Origin of the sequence: Curtobacterium sp. VKM Ac-1393 (assembly GCF_015350995.1) — a bacterium.
GTDB lineage: Bacteria > Actinomycetota > Actinomycetes > Actinomycetales > Microbacteriaceae > Curtobacterium.
Genome location: NZ_JADKRW010000006.1, coordinates 296554 through 311376 on the forward strand (window position 1 = coordinate 296554; position 14823 = coordinate 311376).

Genomic DNA, 14823 nt, shown 5'->3' on the forward strand with positions numbered 1-14823 from the left:
CGCCCGGGCGGTCCACGCATCGCCGTCAGACCGGCGGGCGACCGCCCACGAACCCGAGGGCACGCGCGGCGACCCGGGTCCCTTCGCGCGCCGCTGCACCGACCCGCACCGGATCGGTGGCCCACGCGCGGACGAACCCCGCCACGAACGCGTCGCCGGCCCCGACGGTGTCGACGACCGTCGCCGGGGTGGCGGGGACGCGCTGCGTGCGCTTGCCGCGCCGGCCGACGAGCACGCCGTCGGCCCCGATCGTGACCACCACGAGCGGCACGTGCTCGGTCAGGCGTCGCACGGCGTCGTCGAGGTCGGTGGTGCCGGTCAGTTCGAGGGCCTCTTGGCGGCCGGGGAAGACGACGTCCACCCCGGCGAGGGCGTCGAGGAAGTCCGCCGGCCCGACCGACCGGACGATCGACGCCGAGGACGGGTCGAGCGACACGCGTGCCGCGCCGCTCCGGGCACGCGCGACCAGGGACGCGATGCGGTCCGCGCCACCCCCGAGCATCGCGTGCCCGGTCAGGTGCACGATGTCCGCCCGCTGCGCCACGGCCTCGGGGACGTCCGCTGCGGTGAGCTTCCCGCTCGCCGCCGGGTCGGACATCGCCGTCCGCCCGCTGTCGTTGCGCACCGACACCACGACGCCGGTCGAGGTCAACGCGTCGTACCGCAGGTGCGGGCGGACCCCGGCGTCCTCCAGGGAGCGCTCGTGCCGGTAGACGTCGTCGACACCGACACGGGCGACGATCTCGACCTCGGCCCCCAACCAGCCGAGCCACGCAGCGGTGTTGCCGGCGGCACCGGTGGGACGGTGGCGGATCACCGCCGCGGGGTCGTGGACGCCCATGGTGTGTGCGGTGGTCTGCACGAGGACGCCGTCCAGGACGTCGCCGACGACCAGGAAGCGTTTTCCGGCACCGCGACGACGGCCCGCGACCACCCGCCCGGCACGGGTGCCCTCGGGCCGCGACACGGGCACGGAGGCCTCTTGCGGCATGGACATCGCTCCCAGTCTACGTGGAACCGAGCAAAGCTCCGTTTTCGGGGCCGTACAGCGCGGGGAGCGTCGAAGGCCGACGGTCGCTACCCGACCGTGCGACCGGTAACATACTCCATGCCACCGCGTGCACGGTCGAGTGACCGCCGCCGCCGATCCGACGGAGATGCCATGCCCCGGAAGCCCGACCCGACGCTCAAGCCGGCGATCCTCGAGAAGGTCACGCAGCACCTGCTCGACACCAAGCTCGAAGACGTCTCGGTCCGCAGCCTGGGCCGGGTCCTGGGCACCAGTGCGTACCCGATCGTGTACCACTTCGGCTCGCGCGATGCGCTCATCGACTCGGTCGTCGAACACCTCACCGACACGGTCTGCAACGCCGCCCTCGACCCGTCCGCCGACCACGACGCGCTCGGCGACTACCTGGTGGCGACCTTCGGGGGCCTCGACGAGCCGCACCGGGCGCTGGCAGCACGGCTGACCTTCGAGCTCGGAGCGGTCGAGGCACTCGATGGCGGCGTCCGACAACGCACGCTGCACCGCGACCGCGTGGCCGCGATCAGCGCGTGGTGCCGGGCACACGACCACGACGGCGACGCCGCCGAACAGGCTGCGCGGACCGCGGTGATGGCCGCACGCGGCGCGCAGTGGGCCGCGATCGTCGACCGGGAACGCACCGACACGGACGCCGCCCTGCGCGCGATCGCCGACCGCCTGGAATCACGCATCGCCGCATCGTGAGCAGCAACGGCTCGAGACTGCGACCGGACGACGGACGGGAGGCACGGTGCCAGCTGGCACCGTGCCTCCCGTCTGTCCGTCGGTCGCGTCACGCGACCCGCGGTCGGTGGATCAGACCGTCACGAACGACTGCGACTTCGCGTTGGCGAAGCGCGCCGCGACGTTCTCCCAGTCGACGATGTTCCAGACGGCCTTGACGTAGTCCGCCTTGACGTTGAGGTAGTCGAGGTAGAAGGCGTGCTCCCACATGTCGAGCAGGAAGACCGGCACGAGGCCGAACGGCACGTTGGCCTGCTGGTCGAACAGCTGGAACGTGGTCAGCTTCTGGCCGACGGTGTCCCAGGCCAGGACTGCCCAGCCGGAGCCCTGGATGCCGTTCGCGACGGCGGCGAACTGTGCCTGGAACTTCTCGAACGATCCGAAGAACTCGTCGATCGCCGCGGCGAGCTCGCCCTCGGGGACCTTGGTGTCCGGGCCGAGGTTGGTCCAGAAGATCGAGTGGTTGACGTGGCCACCGAGGTGGAACGCCAGGTCCTTCTCGAGCTTGTTGATCGCACCGAAGTTGCCCGACTCGCGCGCTTCGCCGAGCTGCTGCAGCGCGGTGTTCGCTCCGGTCACGTAGGCCTGGTGGTGCTTGTCGTGGTGCAGCTGCATGATCTTGCCGCTGATGTGCGGCTCGAGTGCGGCGTAGTCGTACGGCAGCTCCGGCAGGGTGTACTCAGCCATGTGAGGTCCTTTCGATCAGTGGGTTGCGGATGGGATTCCGCGGCTCACGAGAGCCGGGAACGATCGGTGAGGGAGTGGAATTCCCGGTTGTGGTAGACCAGCGGCTCGCCGTGCTCGAGGCCGACGACGATGTCGAGGACCTCGGCGACGACGACGGTCGAGCTGCCGATCGGGGTCGTGGAGAGCGGACGGCACCGCAGGGCACTGGCGGCGCTGGGCAGGTAGTGGTCCCCCGAAGGCAGCGTGCCCCAGATCGGGTCGTCGGCCGCCGGGCTGCCGGTCGAGGCGAAGCGGCGCGCCACGGCGACGCTGAGCGAGTCGACCAGGTGCACCACGAAGACAGGGGCTCCGAGGATGACGCCGGCGGACCCGGAGTTCGTGGAGAGCGAGAAGACCAGCACCGGCGGGTCGACCGCGACACTCGCCACGCTCGACGCCGTCAGCCCCGTCGGGCCGTCGGGCCCCTCCGCGGTGATGACGGCGACGCCGGCCGGGTGCCCGCGGAACGCGGACTTGTACGCGTCGGCGATGTTCGCCGGGGCTTCGTCGGGCATGGTGTTCGTCGTCGTTCCTTCGGGAGGGGTGTGCCATCACTGGGCGGGCAGCTCCCAACGTATGACCTGAACCATGGTTGAGGTCAACGATTCACAGGTTCGACGGTTCCCGGGCGTGCCGCATGACGCCGTGTGACGCAGCCCGCGCCCCCGGCGGCGGACGTCAGCGCCGGTCGGCGGACGCCCCCGGCGGCGGACGTCAGCGCCGGTCGGCGGACGCCCCCGGCGGCGGACGTCAGCGACGCTTGAGCAGCACGACGGCGCCGGCGGCCGAGATCACCATGAGCACCGCGGCGACGCCCGCCGTGATCGTCACCCCGGAGTCGAACGCGGCCCGCGCGGACTCGAGGAGCGCCTGCCCGGCCGATCCGCCCAGGGACGACGCGGCCGACACCGCCCCACCGAGGGTCTCCTGCGCCGCGGTGTGCGCCGTCGAGCTCAGCCCGCCCGGCACCACGACGTGCGCCCGGTACGTGCTCGCCAGGATCGTGCCGAGCACCGCCGTGCCGAGGACCGCGCCGATCTCGTACGCCGTCTCGGACATCGCGGAGGCCGCACCGGCCTTGTCCGCCGGAGCGGTCGAGATGATGAGGTCGTTCGTGACGGTCTCGGACGCCCCGATGCCGATGCCGAGCAGCACGAACGCGAACGCCAGTGCGGCGATCGAGGCGTGGTGCCCGAGGACCGCGACGAGGGCGTACGCCGCCGCCGAGAACAGCAGCGCGACCGAGACGACCCAGCGCGGTGCGACACGGGCGACGATCGGCACCACCGCGATCCCGGCGACGATCGTGAGCACGGAACCCGGGATCAGCACGACACCCGACGCGAACGGGTCGAGTCCCGCCACGAGCTGCAGGTGCTGTGCGATGAAGAACAGGAAGCCCGTGAGCGAGAACATCGCCATCAGGTTCATGAGCACGCTGCCGGTGAAGGCCGTGCTGCGGAACAGGCGCAGGTCGAGCATCGGCGTGCGGGAGCGCAACTGCCGACGGACGAACGCGATGCCGCAGACGACACCCACGGCGAGCATCGCGACGGCGAACCCGCGCTCATCCGGGTGCACGAACGACTTGATCGCCCAGGCGATCGGTGCCAGCGCTCCGAGCGACAGGAACATGCTCGGCACGTCGACCGGCCCGGGCATCGGGTCGCGCGACTCCGGCACCCAGAACGCCACGCCGACGAGCATGAGCACCAGGATCGGCACCGCGACCAAGAAGACGCTGCCCCAGTGGAAGTGCGCGAGCAGGGTCCCACCGACGAGCGGTCCGAGCGCGTTGCCGGCTGCGAACATGGTCGACCAGACCGCCAGGGCCATCCGCCGTTCCCCCGCGTCGACGAAGACGTTGCGGATGATCGAGAGCGTCGCGGGCATGAGCATCGCGCCGAACACGCCCATCGCGATGCGGGCCGCGACGAGCATCCAGGCGTCGGTCGCGAAGGCCGCCGCGACGGACAACAGCGCGAAGCCGGTCGCACCGATCACCAGGATCCTGCGGCGCCCGATGCGGTCGCCGATGCTCCCCATCACGACGAGCAGGCCGGCCAGGACGAGCGGGTACGCGTCGACGATCCAGAGCTGCGTGGTGGCGTCCGGGTTGAGCGCGCGGCTGATCGACGGCAGCGCGAAGCTCAGGATCGTGTTGTCCACCGAGATGAGCAGGACCGGCAGCATCAGCACGGCGAGCGCAAGGAACCGTCGGGCGCGGCTCCCGGTGACGCGGGTGGCGATGGGGCTGGTGAGCAGTGCGGACACGGCGGACTCCTGGGGACTTCGAGCCGGACCTGGTCGACGGCGGGCGGTGCGTGGGGCAGACGAGACGGGACGCGGGATGGACACGCGCCCCGTCAGGACTCCGCCAGTGTACCGTCTGGACGGTTATGGTTGCAAATGCAACCAAGAGACGGCCTGGAGGCGCGTGGCGGGCCCGCCACGGGCCTCCCGGCCGCCCCCTGGTCCCGCCCAGGGCGGGAGGCCGGAGCTGCGGCACGACTCGCGTCCGGTGCCGGGGTTCCACAACACGCCGCGTGGACTCCGCCGAGGTTCCGATGTCAGGCGCCACGAGCGCCGACATGCCGAGATTTCGGAACCTCGGGGCGGGCGGGCGGGGGCGGGGCGCGGCGGGACGGGGCGGGCGAGCGTCGTCAGGCTGAGTCGCGGAGCAGCAGGCTGTGCCGCACGGTGCGCTGCACCGCGGCGCCGTGGCGCGGGAGCTCGCCGGCGAGCATGCCGAGGGCCAGGTCGAGGGCCTCGCGTGCGACGGCGTCGAGGTCGACCGCCAGGGTCGTCAGGGTCGGCGACACGAGCGCTCCGAGCGGGAGCCCGTCGACGCCCACCACCCGGACGTCGCCGGGGACGTCGACACCCGCACGCCGGCACGCCTGCAGCACCCCGAGTGCCATCACGTCGTTGAAGGCCAGGATCGCGTCGAGTCGGCGCTTCCGTGCCAGGATCCGCACCGTCTCCTCGGCACCGCACTCGGCCGTGCCGTGCGCTGCGTGCACGAGCTCTGGCAGGTAGCCGCGCCGACGCAGGGCGTCCAGCATGAGCACACCGCGCGCGCTCGGGTGCCCTGCCGACGAGTTGTCGAGCACGAGCGGATGCCGCACCCCGGTCGCCACCAGGTGGTCGGCGAGGGTCTCGATCGCATCGGAGGGATCGATCCACACCGCCGCCGTCGGTGGGTCCGAGGACGGGTCGAGCTCGACCATCGGCACGTTGCCGAGGACCTCGCTCCAGCGGTGCCGGCGGGAGCCGAGGTAGCCGATGACCACGTCGGTCTGCGCACCGAGGGCCTGCACCATCCGGTCCGCGTCGCTCGCCAGGTCGACGTCGGCGAGCATGACGTTCCAGCCCTGCTCGGCGGCGAGCCGGAAGACCGCGGAGGCGAGCTGCGGCGTGTACGGGTTCCGCAGGTCGTTGACGACGAGGCCGAGCTGGTGGTCGCCGCCGGTGACCAGGCCGCGGCCGAACCGCGACGGTCGGTAGTCGAGTGACGCCGCGACGGCGAGCACCCGCTCCTTCGTGGTGGCGCTGATGCCGGACATGCCGTTCATCGCGCGCGTGACCGTCTGCCGGGAGACCCCGGCGGCCGCAGCGACGTCGATGATCGTCGCGCGGCCGCCGGGGGGCGTGCCGTCCGGTGGCGACCGGGTCAGTCGCGGAGGTCCAGCCATGCCACCTGTTCCGGGGTGAGGTCGACGGAGAGGCCCGTCATGGACGATCGGGCTTCCGTGATCGTACGCGGTCCGAAGAGCGGGAACGTCGGGAACGGCTGGTGCAGCACGTACGCCAGAGCGATCGCCGTGGCGGGGACGCCGAAGCGGTCGCCGAGTTCACGTGCGCGGCGGAGTCGCTCGAAGTTCTCGTCGCTGTAGTAGCAGCGAACCAGTTCGGCGTCGCTGGTGTCCTCCGGCGTCGCGCGACCGGTGAAGAAGCCGCGGGCCTGCGACGACCACGGCAGCAGCGGGACCTGACGCTCCTCGAGCCACGCCTTCGACGCGGCGTCGGTCGCGTGCTCGCAGCCGTCCCACGGCACGTCGTACGCTTCGGCCAGACCGAAGTGGTTGCTGAGGACCTCGAACTCGTGCTTGCCGTTCACCCGCGCGTACGCGTTCGCCTCGTCGAAACGGGCCGGGGTCCAGTTCGACCCGCCGTACACGCGGATGCGGCCGGCACGGCGGTGCTCGTCGAGGACGTCGACGAACTCCCCCACCGGGATGTCCGGGTTGTCGCGGTGCATCATGTAGATGTCCGTGTAGTCGGTGCCCTGGCGTTCGAGGCTCTCGAGCAGCTGCTTCGTCAGGGACTCGGGGTCGCAGAACGGCGTGTGCGCACCCTTCGTGATGACGACCACGTCCTCGCGGATGCCACGGTTCTGGATCCACTTGCCGAGTCGACCCTCGAGCACGCCACCGCCGTAGATGTACCCGGTGTCGAAGACGTTGCCGCCCCGCTCGACGAACAGGTCGAAGATCGCGCTGGCGTGGGCCAGGTCGGGCTGGTTGTCGACGCCCATCACCAGGCGGGACAGCTGCTTGCCGACCCCGGGGATCTCGCCGTACCGCATGGGGTTGTCGTCCTGGACCCGGAGCGGACGACCGCTGACCGTGGGGATGTCGGCGGTCTCGGACTCGAACGGGTAGCGCAGGCCGATCGTGGCCCGCCACTTGTCGAGCGTGCGGGCGGTCGCCAGCGACTCGTCGATGGTCATCTGCGATGCCTCCACCGCGCCGGCGCGCAGGGCGTCGGTGGTGGCGTCGGCCTCGCGGGCGTAGGGGTGCTCGCCGGCGAAGGACAGCGTCCGCGGGTCCGCGTCGACGGTGTGCACCTCGATCGTCGGGTCGGCACCGAGGGTCCACGGGTCGGCGAGCAGGACGCGACCACGGGTGCCGTACACCGCGACCGCGTTGTCGTCCTGCACGAAGACGCCGGTGCGGACGGACGCCGTGATGCCGCCCTTGTAGGTCAGCTGGGCGACGGTCCACTCGTCGACGCCGGTCGGCCCGAGGGTGCCGGTCGCGGTGAGCTCCGTCGGCTCGGCGACCGCGACACCGGTCGCGGCCTGCACGATCGCGGCGGCCATCGTGACCGGGTACCCGCCGACGTCGAGGATCCCGCCACCGGCGGTGTCGACGTCGAACAGCCGGCCCGTCCGCTCGCCGGTCCGGAACGCGAACGACGCGTCGATGTGCGTGACGTCGCCGATCACGCCGTCGCGCACGAGGTCGAGCAGGGCCGCGGTCTGCGGGTGGAAGCGGTACATGTACGCCTCGACCAGGGGCAGACCCGCCTGGCGTGCGGCATCGGCGAGCGTCATCGCGGTGCCGTGGTTCGGCGCGAGGGGCTTCTCGCAGAGCACGGCCTTGCCGGCCTCGAGCGCGGCGAGGACGAGCCGCGCGTGCCCGGTGTGCACCGTGGAGACGTAGACGGCGTCGACGCGCGGGTCGGCGAGGACCTCGTCGTAGGTCGCGGCCGAGACGTCGGCGAACCCGAGCTCGGCGGCCTCGTCGGCGAAGGTCTTCGCCCGCTCGGCGGACGAGCTGCCGGCGGCCACCAGGGCGCCGCCGCTCGCGGGCAGCTGGGAGAGGAAGCGGCGGGCGATGCCACCCGGGCCGAGGACGGCCCATCCGGGGCGGTCGGCGACCGTCGTGGTCGGGGTGCTGGCGGTGTTCGCGGTCTGCGCTGACATGCGGATCCTTGTCGTCTCGTGAACCTTCACGGTCACGACGACGGTAGTCGCCTCGGCCCGGCGGATCAACGCCCGAGTGCTTGACACGGCGTGTCTCGCAGAGGATGCTCTGGACCACTTCGTGAGCGTTCACGGTCGAACGCTCCCGGTACCCGATCGCAACGACATTCCCGATCTCAGCGACATCCCCGATCTCAACGACGAGAGCAGGTACTCCGTGACGGCAACACCATCGATCAGTCTCAGCAGGCGAGGGTTCCTCGCCGGCGCAGGTGCCCTCGGCGCCCTCGCCACCACCACCCTGTTGGCCGGGTGCTCGACCGGCACCGCGATCTCCACGGACCCGGACGAACTCGTCCTCTGGTACTGGAACCGGTCGCTCGACCCGAAGTTCCTGCGGCAGGCGGCCGCGGGCATCGCCGGGCAGGGTTCCAAGCGGCTCCGCCCCGACCTGATCGGCGGCGCCGCGTACGACACCAAGTTCCGCACGGCACTCGCCGGGAACGCGTTCATCCCCGACGTGCTGATGGTGAACTCGAACTGCTGGCTGTACTTCCCCGACGAAGACCTGTTCACCGACTTCGACGACCACGGCGGCGCCGCGAAGCGGGACGAGTACTACGACTGGAAGAGCGCGCTCGGCCGGACGCCGAGCGGCCGGCAGTGCTTCTGGCCCGTCGACACCGGACCGACCGGCTTCTTCTACCGGCAGGACGTCCTGGCGAAGGCCGGGCTGCCGACCGACCCGGACGAGGTCTCCGACGCGATCGCGACGTGGGACGGGTTCCGCTCCTTCGGCGCGAAGATCCGGAAGGGTGCGGACGCCGCGACGGTCATCACCGCCAACCAGCTCTTCAACCAGTACATCTACGCCAGCCCCACGCGCTACTTCGACCGCGACGACCAGCCGGTCTTCGAGCAGGACGACAGCTCGGTGCGGCAGGCGTGGGAGAACGCCGTCGCCTGCGTCCGCTCCGGCCTGACCGGCAACCTGCAGTCCGGCACCGACCAGAACGCCGGGTGGGTGTCCGGCCGGGTCGCGGGACAGATCGAGGGCGCGTGGTGGACGCAGGTCATCCACGACACCGCTCCCGACGCCGCCGGCACGTGGCGGGTCGCCCGGCAACCGGATCGGCCCGGCAACAGCGGCGGATCGTTCCTCGCCGTCCCGAAGACCTCGAAGGACCCGGCCGCGGCCGCCGCGTTCGCGCAGTGGATCACCTCGCCCGAGGTGCAGTCGCACACGTACAACGACATCCAGCTGTTCCCCTCCACCCCGGCGTCGTTCGACAACGGGATCATGCGGAAGCCCGGTGACTACTTCGGCGACCAGGACCCGCTGGCGTTCTTCAACGCCTCGGCGATGGACGTCCCCGTGACCTACATCTCGAACTCCGAGCGGTTCATCGGCGCGTTCGCGACCGAGATCACGAACGTCGAGGCAGCGGGGAAGGACCCCGACCGCGCCTGGCAGGACGCCGTCGACCAGACCAACCGGGTCCTCGAGAAGCGCGGGGTCCGGGCATGAGCACCAAGCAGGCACCACCGACGACGAGCATCCCCGAGGTCGTGGGGACCCCGACCTCGTCCATCACCACGGCCGCGACCGGCGGTCGGTTCGGGTTCCGCCGGTTCTGGCCGCAGTACGTCGCGATCGCGCCGTTCTACGTGCTCTTCCTGGTGTTCGGGCTGTTCCCCATCGTGTTCTCGATCGTGCTGTCGTTCACCGACTGGGACGGCGTCGGGTCCCCGGCGTTCGTCGGGCTCGCCCAGTACCAGTACCTGCTCGGCGACCCACGCTTCTGGAACGCCGTCGGCAACACGTTCCTCATCTGGGTCATGTCGACGATCCCGATGCTCTTCCTCGCGCTCGTGCTCGCGTTCCTGCTGCACGGCAACATCCGCGCGAAGGGCTTCTACCGCGTCGCGTTCTTCGTGCCGAACGTCACGAGCATGGTCGCGATGGCCATCGTGTTCGGCTCGGTGTTCTCCGACGGCTTCGGCCTGGTGAACGCGGCCCTGCGCGCACTCGGAGCGGACCCGGTCGGGTGGTTGTCCTCGTACTGGGGCATCAAGATCACGATCTCCGTCATGGTGATCTGGCGATGGACCGGGTACAACGCGATCATCTACCTGGCCGGCCTGCAGTCGATCTCGACCGAGCTCTACGACGCCGCCAAGGTCGACGGCGCGAACGCCTGGCAGATCTTCTCGCGGATCACGGTGCCGCTGCTGCGACCGGTGATCCTGTTCACCCTCATCACGTCGACGATCGGCGGGCTCGGGCTCTTCACCGAACCGCAGATCCTGTTCAACGGGCAAGCGGTGGGCGGCCCCGACGAGGCCGGCATGACGATCGTGCTGTACCAGTACGAGCAGGCGTTCAACCAGTTCGACTTCGGGTACGGCTCGGCGATCGCCTGGGTGCTCTTCCTGTTCTCCGTGGTCTTCGCGATCATCAACTGGCGTCTGCTCAGTGAACGCGACGGCCTGAAGACCCCACGACGACTCCGCGTGGCCCGCACGGTCCGCACCAGCACGAAGGGGGTCGACGCATGACCGCGACACCGACCACGACGACGACCAACACCGCCGCGGCACTCGGGCGACCGGGAGCCGCGGGGAACGACCGCGGCCGCGGGTTCCGCCGTGGCTGGCTCGGCACCGCCGTCACCCACCTCTGCCTGATCGTGGGGGTGCTGCTGTCGATCTTCCCGTTCTGGTGGCTGCTCGTGATGTCGACGTCCACGAACGCGGAGATCTTCGGCTACCCGCCGTCGCTCTGGTTCGGGGACAACGCCCTGGCGAACGTGGCATCGGTGTTCAGCAACGTCGACATGCTGCGGGCGCTGCTCAACACGGTGCTCGTGGCGGGCAGCACGGCCGTCCTGGTCATGCTGTTCGACTCGCTGGCCGCGTTCGCCTTCGCGAAGTACGAGTTCCCGTTCAAGCGGAGCCTGTTCACCGTGATGCTCGCCACGTTCCTGGTGCCCGGCAGCCTGTCGCTGGTGCCGAGCTTCGTGCTCATGGCGCACCTCGGGTGGATCGGCGGGCTGCAGGCACTCATCATCCCGGGCGCCGCGAACGCCTTCGGCATCTTCCTGCTCCGGCAGTTCGCCACCACGTCGATCCCGAACGAGGTCATCGACTCGGCACGGGTGGACGGCGCCGGCTTCTTCCGCACCTGGTGGTCGGTGGCCGTGCCGATGCTCCGCGGTGGCCTGGCGTTCCTCGGCATCTTCACCTTCATCACCGCGTGGAACGACTACGTCTGGCCGCTCATCGTCCTCATCGACCCGAAGGGGCAGACGCTGCAGGTGGCGCTCGCCGGGTTGAGCTCGGTGAACGCGACCGACCTCGGTGCGGTGATGGCCGGCGCCGTGATCAGTGTCTTCCCGCTCATCGGCGTGTTCATCATCGGTTCGCGGCACTTCATCGCGAACATCGCGGCGGGAGCGCTGAAGGGCTGACCGCCCCGGCGGGTGGGAGCAGGCGTCGCGGCGTGGCCCGCGGCGCCTGCTTCTGCTCCTAGACTCGTGCGCATGGCCAGTGCCCGCGACCGCGTCCTCGACAGCTTCGTCGCCATCGTGTGCGAGGACGGCGAGCGTCCCGCGACGCTCGACGCCGTCGCCGCACGCGCCGGCGTCTCCAAGGGCGGCCTGCTGTACCACTTCGGCTCCAAGGCGGCCCTGGTCGAGGGCCTCTGCGAACGTCTGTCCGACCTGTCCGCGATCGACGTCGAGCGCATGGCCGAGGCCGAGGACGGCGCCGCCCGGTACTTCGTCCGCAACTGCCTGTTCGTCGGCAGCGAGCTCGACCTGGCGCTCCTCGCCGCGAGCCGCCTGCAGCAGGCCGGGTACGAAGAGGCCGGCCGCACCCTCGACGACACCGAGAACGCGTGGCTCGTGACCCTCGTCGACGCCCTGCACGACGAACCCACCGCCCAGGCCGTCAAGCTCCTCGGCGACGGTCTCTACCACCAGGCATCGCTGGGCGCGGCGAGCGACGGCCGGCCGAAGCGCGCCACCGTCGACATGGAGGCGCTGCTCGCCGTCGTGGACCGGCTGATCGCGACGAAGCCCGGCGCGTGAACGACCATCCCCGTTCCTGGGGATAGACTTGGCGGCGTTCCACTCGTCGACACCCGGAGGTATCCCGTGGGCCGCGTCATCGCCGCTGTTTTCTCGATCCTGCTGCTGCTGGTGTCGATGTACCTGTTCGGGTTCGCCTTCCAGGTCGAGTCGGGCCAGGCGTTCGTCTTCATGGGTGGCCTGATCCTCATGACCCTCTCCTTCTTCCTGCCGATCCACGTGTTCGGCAAGCGGTAGCCACTCCGCACGCAGAACGGCCCCGCACCTCTCGAGGTGCGGGGCCGTTCTGCGTGCGGGCGTCGGGCCGTATCGGAAACCAGGTTCCGGACACGACACCGTGGAATGGCGTGGTGCTGTGTCCGGAACGTGGTTCCGCCCGCGGCACCGCGCCGCCGGCGCGGGCTACGCGAGGACGCGCAACGAGCGGAGCGTCACGGCGGTCGCGACCGCGGCGTGCACGGCCTCGGCGCCCTTGTCCTCCTTCGAGCCGGGCAGCCCGGCCCGGTCGATGCCCTGCTGCTCGTCGTCCAGCGTCAGCACGCCGAAGCCCACGGGCTTGCCGGTGTCGATCGCCACGCGGGTGAGCCCGCTCGTGGCGGCGTCGGAGACGTACTCGAAGTGCGGGGTGCCGCCCCGGATGATCACCCCGAGCGCGACCGCGGCGTCGAACCCGGCCTCGAGCGCGGTCTTCGCGACGACGGGCAGCTCGAAGCTCCCCGGGACCGGGAACACCGACGCGGTGGCGCCGAGCCGTTCGACCTCGCGCTGCGCCCCGGCGAGGAGCCCCGCGGCGATCGTGTCGTGCCACTGCCCGGCGACGATGGCCACCCGGATCCCGGTGCCGTCGACGTGGTCGCGGTCCGCCGCGCCTGCTCCGCTCATCGTGCTGTTCCTTCCGTGGACGGAGCAGCTGCTGCCGCCGTCCGGTCTGCCGCGTCCAGCCACTCGACGAGCGCGGCGATGGTGATGACGGGCACGCCCTCGCGCGCCCCGAGTGCGACGAGCGCCGGCAGTCGCATCATGCTGCCGTCCTCGTCGACGATCTCGCAGATCGCCGCCGCGGGCCGGAGCCCGGCTGCGGTGACGAGCTCGATCGCGGCTTCGGTGTGGCCCGCCCGTTCGCGGACCCCGCCCGGCCGTGCCCGCAGGGGGACGACGTGACCGGGGCGGTGCAGGTCGTCGCGCACGGAGGCCGGGTCGGCGAGGACCCGGAGCGTGCGTGCGCGGTCGTGGGCGCTGATGCCGGTGGTGACCCCGACCGCCGCGTCGACCGTGACGGTGTAGGCGGTGCCGCGGACGTCCTCGTTGTGCGCCACCATCGGCGGCAGGTCGAGGGCGTCCGCGATCTCGGTGCTGACCGGTGCGCAGATGAACCCGGACGAGTGCGCCACGGTCCAGGCGATCCACTCCGGCGTCGCGAGCTCGGCCGACAGGATGACGTCGCCCTCGTTCTCGCGGTCCTCGTCGTCGACGACGATCACCGGGCGACCGGCCGCCACCGACGCGATCGCGACCTCGATGCTCGACGAGCCGACGGTCTGCGGCGCCGAGGCGACCATCACCGGGCCTCCGAGCCGACGGTCTCGAGTGCACCGACGGCCGCGTCGAGCCGCAGCATCCGGCGTACGTGCCGTGCCAGCACGTCGGTCTCGACGTTCACCCGGTCCCCCGGCACACGCAGGCCGAGCGTCGTGGCGTCGAGCGTCTCCGGGATCAGGCTGACCTCGAACCACGCGGCCGACGGCGCGGTGTCCTCGGACGACACCGCGCTGACGGTGAGCGAGACCCCGTCGAGCGCGATCGAGCCCTTGTCGACGACGAGCGGGCTGAGCTCCGGCGCGAGCGAGAACCGCACCCGGCGCCAGCCGTCGCCGTCGGCGGTCTCGAGCACGGTGGCGGTGCCGTCGACGTGCCCCTGCACGATGTGCCCGCCGAGTCGGTCGCCGACGGACGCGGCACGCTCGAGGTTCAGGCGGTCGCCCACCCGCAGCGCACCGTGCGCGCTCATGTCGAGCGTCTGCTTCATGACGAAGGCGGTGAAGGTGTCGGGGGTCTGCTCGACGACGGTCAGGCACACGCCGCTGGTCGCGATCGAGTCGCCGTGGGCCGCGTCGGCGACCACGATCGGGCCCCGGACGGTGAGCGCGACGGAGTCGCCGTGCTGCTCGACGGCGGTGACGGTGCCGAGTTCCTCGATGATGCCGGTGAACACTGGTGTCCTCTCAACGGGACTCCGGGGGTGTTCGACGATCGTCGGCATGGACGGACGGGTCGGGCCCACGGGTCGTGGGAACGTCTCGTCCGCCAGCGCGCCTCCCATCCGGACTCTCACCGTCGGTCCCGGAGTTTCACCGGGTCAACCTCTGGCGGGTTCGCACCCGTCATCAGTTCGTGGACTGTCACCACCGGTTCGGAATTACACCGACCCCGGAGCGCTTGCGTAGTCGGAACGATACCCCAGACCGGTGACGGACGCGTCCGGCCGGTGCGCGGCACGTCACGGGGCGTCGCGGCGCACGACCGGG

At 71.0% G+C, this 14823-nt stretch carries 15 protein-coding genes and 1 riboswitch; of the genes, 6 read left to right on the forward strand and 9 right to left on the reverse strand.

Translation table 11 applies throughout. From position 1 onward, the window contains the following. Positions 1–25: 25 nt before the first annotated feature. The gene (locus ITJ59_RS15005) at positions 26–997 is read right to left on the reverse strand and encodes a carbohydrate kinase family protein (RefSeq protein ID WP_194652089.1); all 972 of its coding nucleotides are present in this window, start codon (positions 995–997) and stop codon (positions 26–28) included. 165 nt (positions 998–1162) lie between these two features. On the opposite strand from ITJ59_RS15005, the gene ITJ59_RS15010 reads away from it, so the two are divergent. Continuing rightward, positions 1163–1732, forward strand: coding sequence for a TetR/AcrR family transcriptional regulator (locus ITJ59_RS15010; protein ID WP_194652090.1), 570 nt, complete (start codon positions 1163–1165; stop codon positions 1730–1732). 111 nt (positions 1733–1843) lie between these two features. Here the strand turns inward: ITJ59_RS15010 and ITJ59_RS15015 are convergent, their stop codons facing one another. From ITJ59_RS15015 to ITJ59_RS15035, 5 genes are all read right to left on the reverse strand, one after another. Continuing rightward, positions 1844–2458: a superoxide dismutase gene (locus ITJ59_RS15015; protein WP_194652091.1), complete on the reverse strand. Its 615-nt coding sequence runs from the start codon at positions 2456–2458 to the stop codon at positions 1844–1846. Between the two features lie 44 nt (positions 2459–2502). Beyond that, positions 2503–3012 carry a flavin reductase family protein gene (locus ITJ59_RS15020; RefSeq protein ID WP_194652092.1) on the reverse strand — a complete coding sequence of 170 codons (510 nt, stop codon included), beginning with the start codon at positions 3010–3012 and terminating at the stop codon, positions 2503–2505. 235 nt (positions 3013–3247) lie between these two features. Beyond that, on the reverse strand, positions 3248–4771 hold the full coding sequence (locus tag ITJ59_RS15025; protein WP_194652093.1) for an MFS transporter: 1524 nt from the start codon (positions 4769–4771) through the stop codon (positions 3248–3250). A 389-nt stretch (positions 4772–5160) separates the two neighbouring features. Continuing rightward, complete coding sequence (locus ITJ59_RS15030; protein ID WP_194652094.1) at positions 5161–6192, reverse strand: LacI family DNA-binding transcriptional regulator; 1032 nt, start codon at positions 6190–6192, stop codon at positions 5161–5163. Beyond that, positions 6171–8207 carry an aldo/keto reductase gene (locus ITJ59_RS15035; protein WP_194652095.1) on the reverse strand — a complete coding sequence of 679 codons (2037 nt, stop codon included), beginning with the start codon at positions 8205–8207 and terminating at the stop codon, positions 6171–6173. The genes ITJ59_RS15030 and ITJ59_RS15035 overlap by 22 nt, the downstream gene beginning before the upstream one ends. A gap of 217 nt (positions 8208–8424) precedes the next feature. On the opposite strand from ITJ59_RS15035, the gene ITJ59_RS15040 reads away from it, so the two are divergent. From ITJ59_RS15040 to ITJ59_RS15060, 5 genes are all read left to right on the forward strand, one after another. Beyond that, positions 8425–9735, forward strand: a complete 1311-nt coding sequence (locus ITJ59_RS15040; RefSeq protein WP_323749516.1) for an ABC transporter substrate-binding protein — start codon at positions 8425–8427, stop codon at positions 9733–9735. Beyond that, positions 9732–10766 (forward strand): carbohydrate ABC transporter permease, encoded by a 1035-nt coding sequence (locus ITJ59_RS15045; RefSeq protein ID WP_194652096.1) that lies wholly within the window; start codon positions 9732–9734, stop codon positions 10764–10766. Before ITJ59_RS15040 ends, ITJ59_RS15045 begins: the two co-directional genes overlap by 4 nt. After that, positions 10763–11677, forward strand: a complete 915-nt coding sequence (locus ITJ59_RS15050) for a carbohydrate ABC transporter permease (RefSeq protein ID WP_194652097.1) — start codon at positions 10763–10765, stop codon at positions 11675–11677. Before ITJ59_RS15045 ends, ITJ59_RS15050 begins: the two co-directional genes overlap by 4 nt. 72 nt (positions 11678–11749) lie before the next feature. Further along, the gene (locus ITJ59_RS15055; protein WP_194652098.1) at positions 11750–12298 is read left to right on the forward strand and encodes a TetR family transcriptional regulator; all 549 of its coding nucleotides are present in this window, start codon (positions 11750–11752) and stop codon (positions 12296–12298) included. Positions 12299–12364: 66 nt separating this feature from the next. After that, positions 12365–12535 carry a hypothetical protein gene (locus ITJ59_RS15060; protein WP_194652099.1) on the forward strand — a complete coding sequence of 57 codons (171 nt, stop codon included), beginning with the start codon at positions 12365–12367 and terminating at the stop codon, positions 12533–12535. Positions 12536–12700: 165 nt separating this feature from the next. Here ITJ59_RS15060 and ribH read toward each other — a convergent pair whose 3' ends face one another. From ribH to ITJ59_RS15075, 3 genes are read right to left on the reverse strand one after another with little or no spacing between them, the layout of a single operon-like run. Further along, positions 12701–13180: a 6,7-dimethyl-8-ribityllumazine synthase gene (ribH, locus tag ITJ59_RS15065; protein ID WP_123292070.1), complete on the reverse strand. Its 480-nt coding sequence runs from the start codon at positions 13178–13180 to the stop codon at positions 12701–12703. Next, on the reverse strand, positions 13177–13857 hold the full coding sequence (ribB, locus tag ITJ59_RS15070) for a 3,4-dihydroxy-2-butanone-4-phosphate synthase (protein ID WP_194652191.1): 681 nt from the start codon (positions 13855–13857) through the stop codon (positions 13177–13179). The genes ribH and ribB overlap by 4 nt, the downstream gene beginning before the upstream one ends. Next, positions 13857–14510: a riboflavin synthase gene (locus ITJ59_RS15075; protein WP_194652100.1), complete on the reverse strand. Its 654-nt coding sequence runs from the start codon at positions 14508–14510 to the stop codon at positions 13857–13859. Before ITJ59_RS15075 ends, ribB begins: the two co-directional genes overlap by 1 nt. Positions 14511–14602: 92 nt before the next feature. Continuing rightward, a riboswitch (FMN riboswitch) is annotated at positions 14603–14737 on the reverse strand. Positions 14738–14823: the final 86 nt, after the last annotated feature.

Bases quoted from the DNA above. Each gene is read 5' to 3' on its own strand.
- ITJ59_RS15030 (WP_194652094.1), bottom strand. From the start codon at position 6,192: ATGGCTGGACCTCCGCGACTGACCCGGTCGCCACCGGACGGCACGCCC.
- ITJ59_RS15050 (WP_194652097.1), top strand. From the start codon at position 10,763: ATGACCGCGACACCGACCACGACGACGACCAACACCGCCGCGGCACTC.
- ITJ59_RS15055 (WP_194652098.1), top strand. From the start codon at position 11,750: ATGGCCAGTGCCCGCGACCGCGTCCTCGACAGCTTCGTCGCCATCGTG.
- ITJ59_RS15020 (WP_194652092.1), bottom strand. From the start codon at position 3,012: ATGCCCGACGAAGCCCCGGCGAACATCGCCGACGCGTACAAGTCCGCG.
- ITJ59_RS15005 (WP_194652089.1), bottom strand. From the start codon at position 997: ATGTCCATGCCGCAAGAGGCCTCCGTGCCCGTGTCGCGGCCCGAGGGC.
- ITJ59_RS15015 (WP_194652091.1), bottom strand. From the start codon at position 2,458: ATGGCTGAGTACACCCTGCCGGAGCTGCCGTACGACTACGCCGCACTC.
- ITJ59_RS15010 (WP_194652090.1), top strand. From the start codon at position 1,163: ATGCCCCGGAAGCCCGACCCGACGCTCAAGCCGGCGATCCTCGAGAAG.
- ribB (WP_194652191.1), bottom strand. From the start codon at position 13,857: ATGGTCGCCTCGGCGCCGCAGACCGTCGGCTCGTCGAGCATCGAGGTC.
- ribH (WP_123292070.1), bottom strand. From the start codon at position 13,180: ATGAGCGGAGCAGGCGCGGCGGACCGCGACCACGTCGACGGCACCGGG.
- ITJ59_RS15045 (WP_194652096.1), top strand. From the start codon at position 9,732: ATGAGCACCAAGCAGGCACCACCGACGACGAGCATCCCCGAGGTCGTG.
- ITJ59_RS15035 (WP_194652095.1), bottom strand. From the start codon at position 8,207: ATGTCAGCGCAGACCGCGAACACCGCCAGCACCCCGACCACGACGGTC.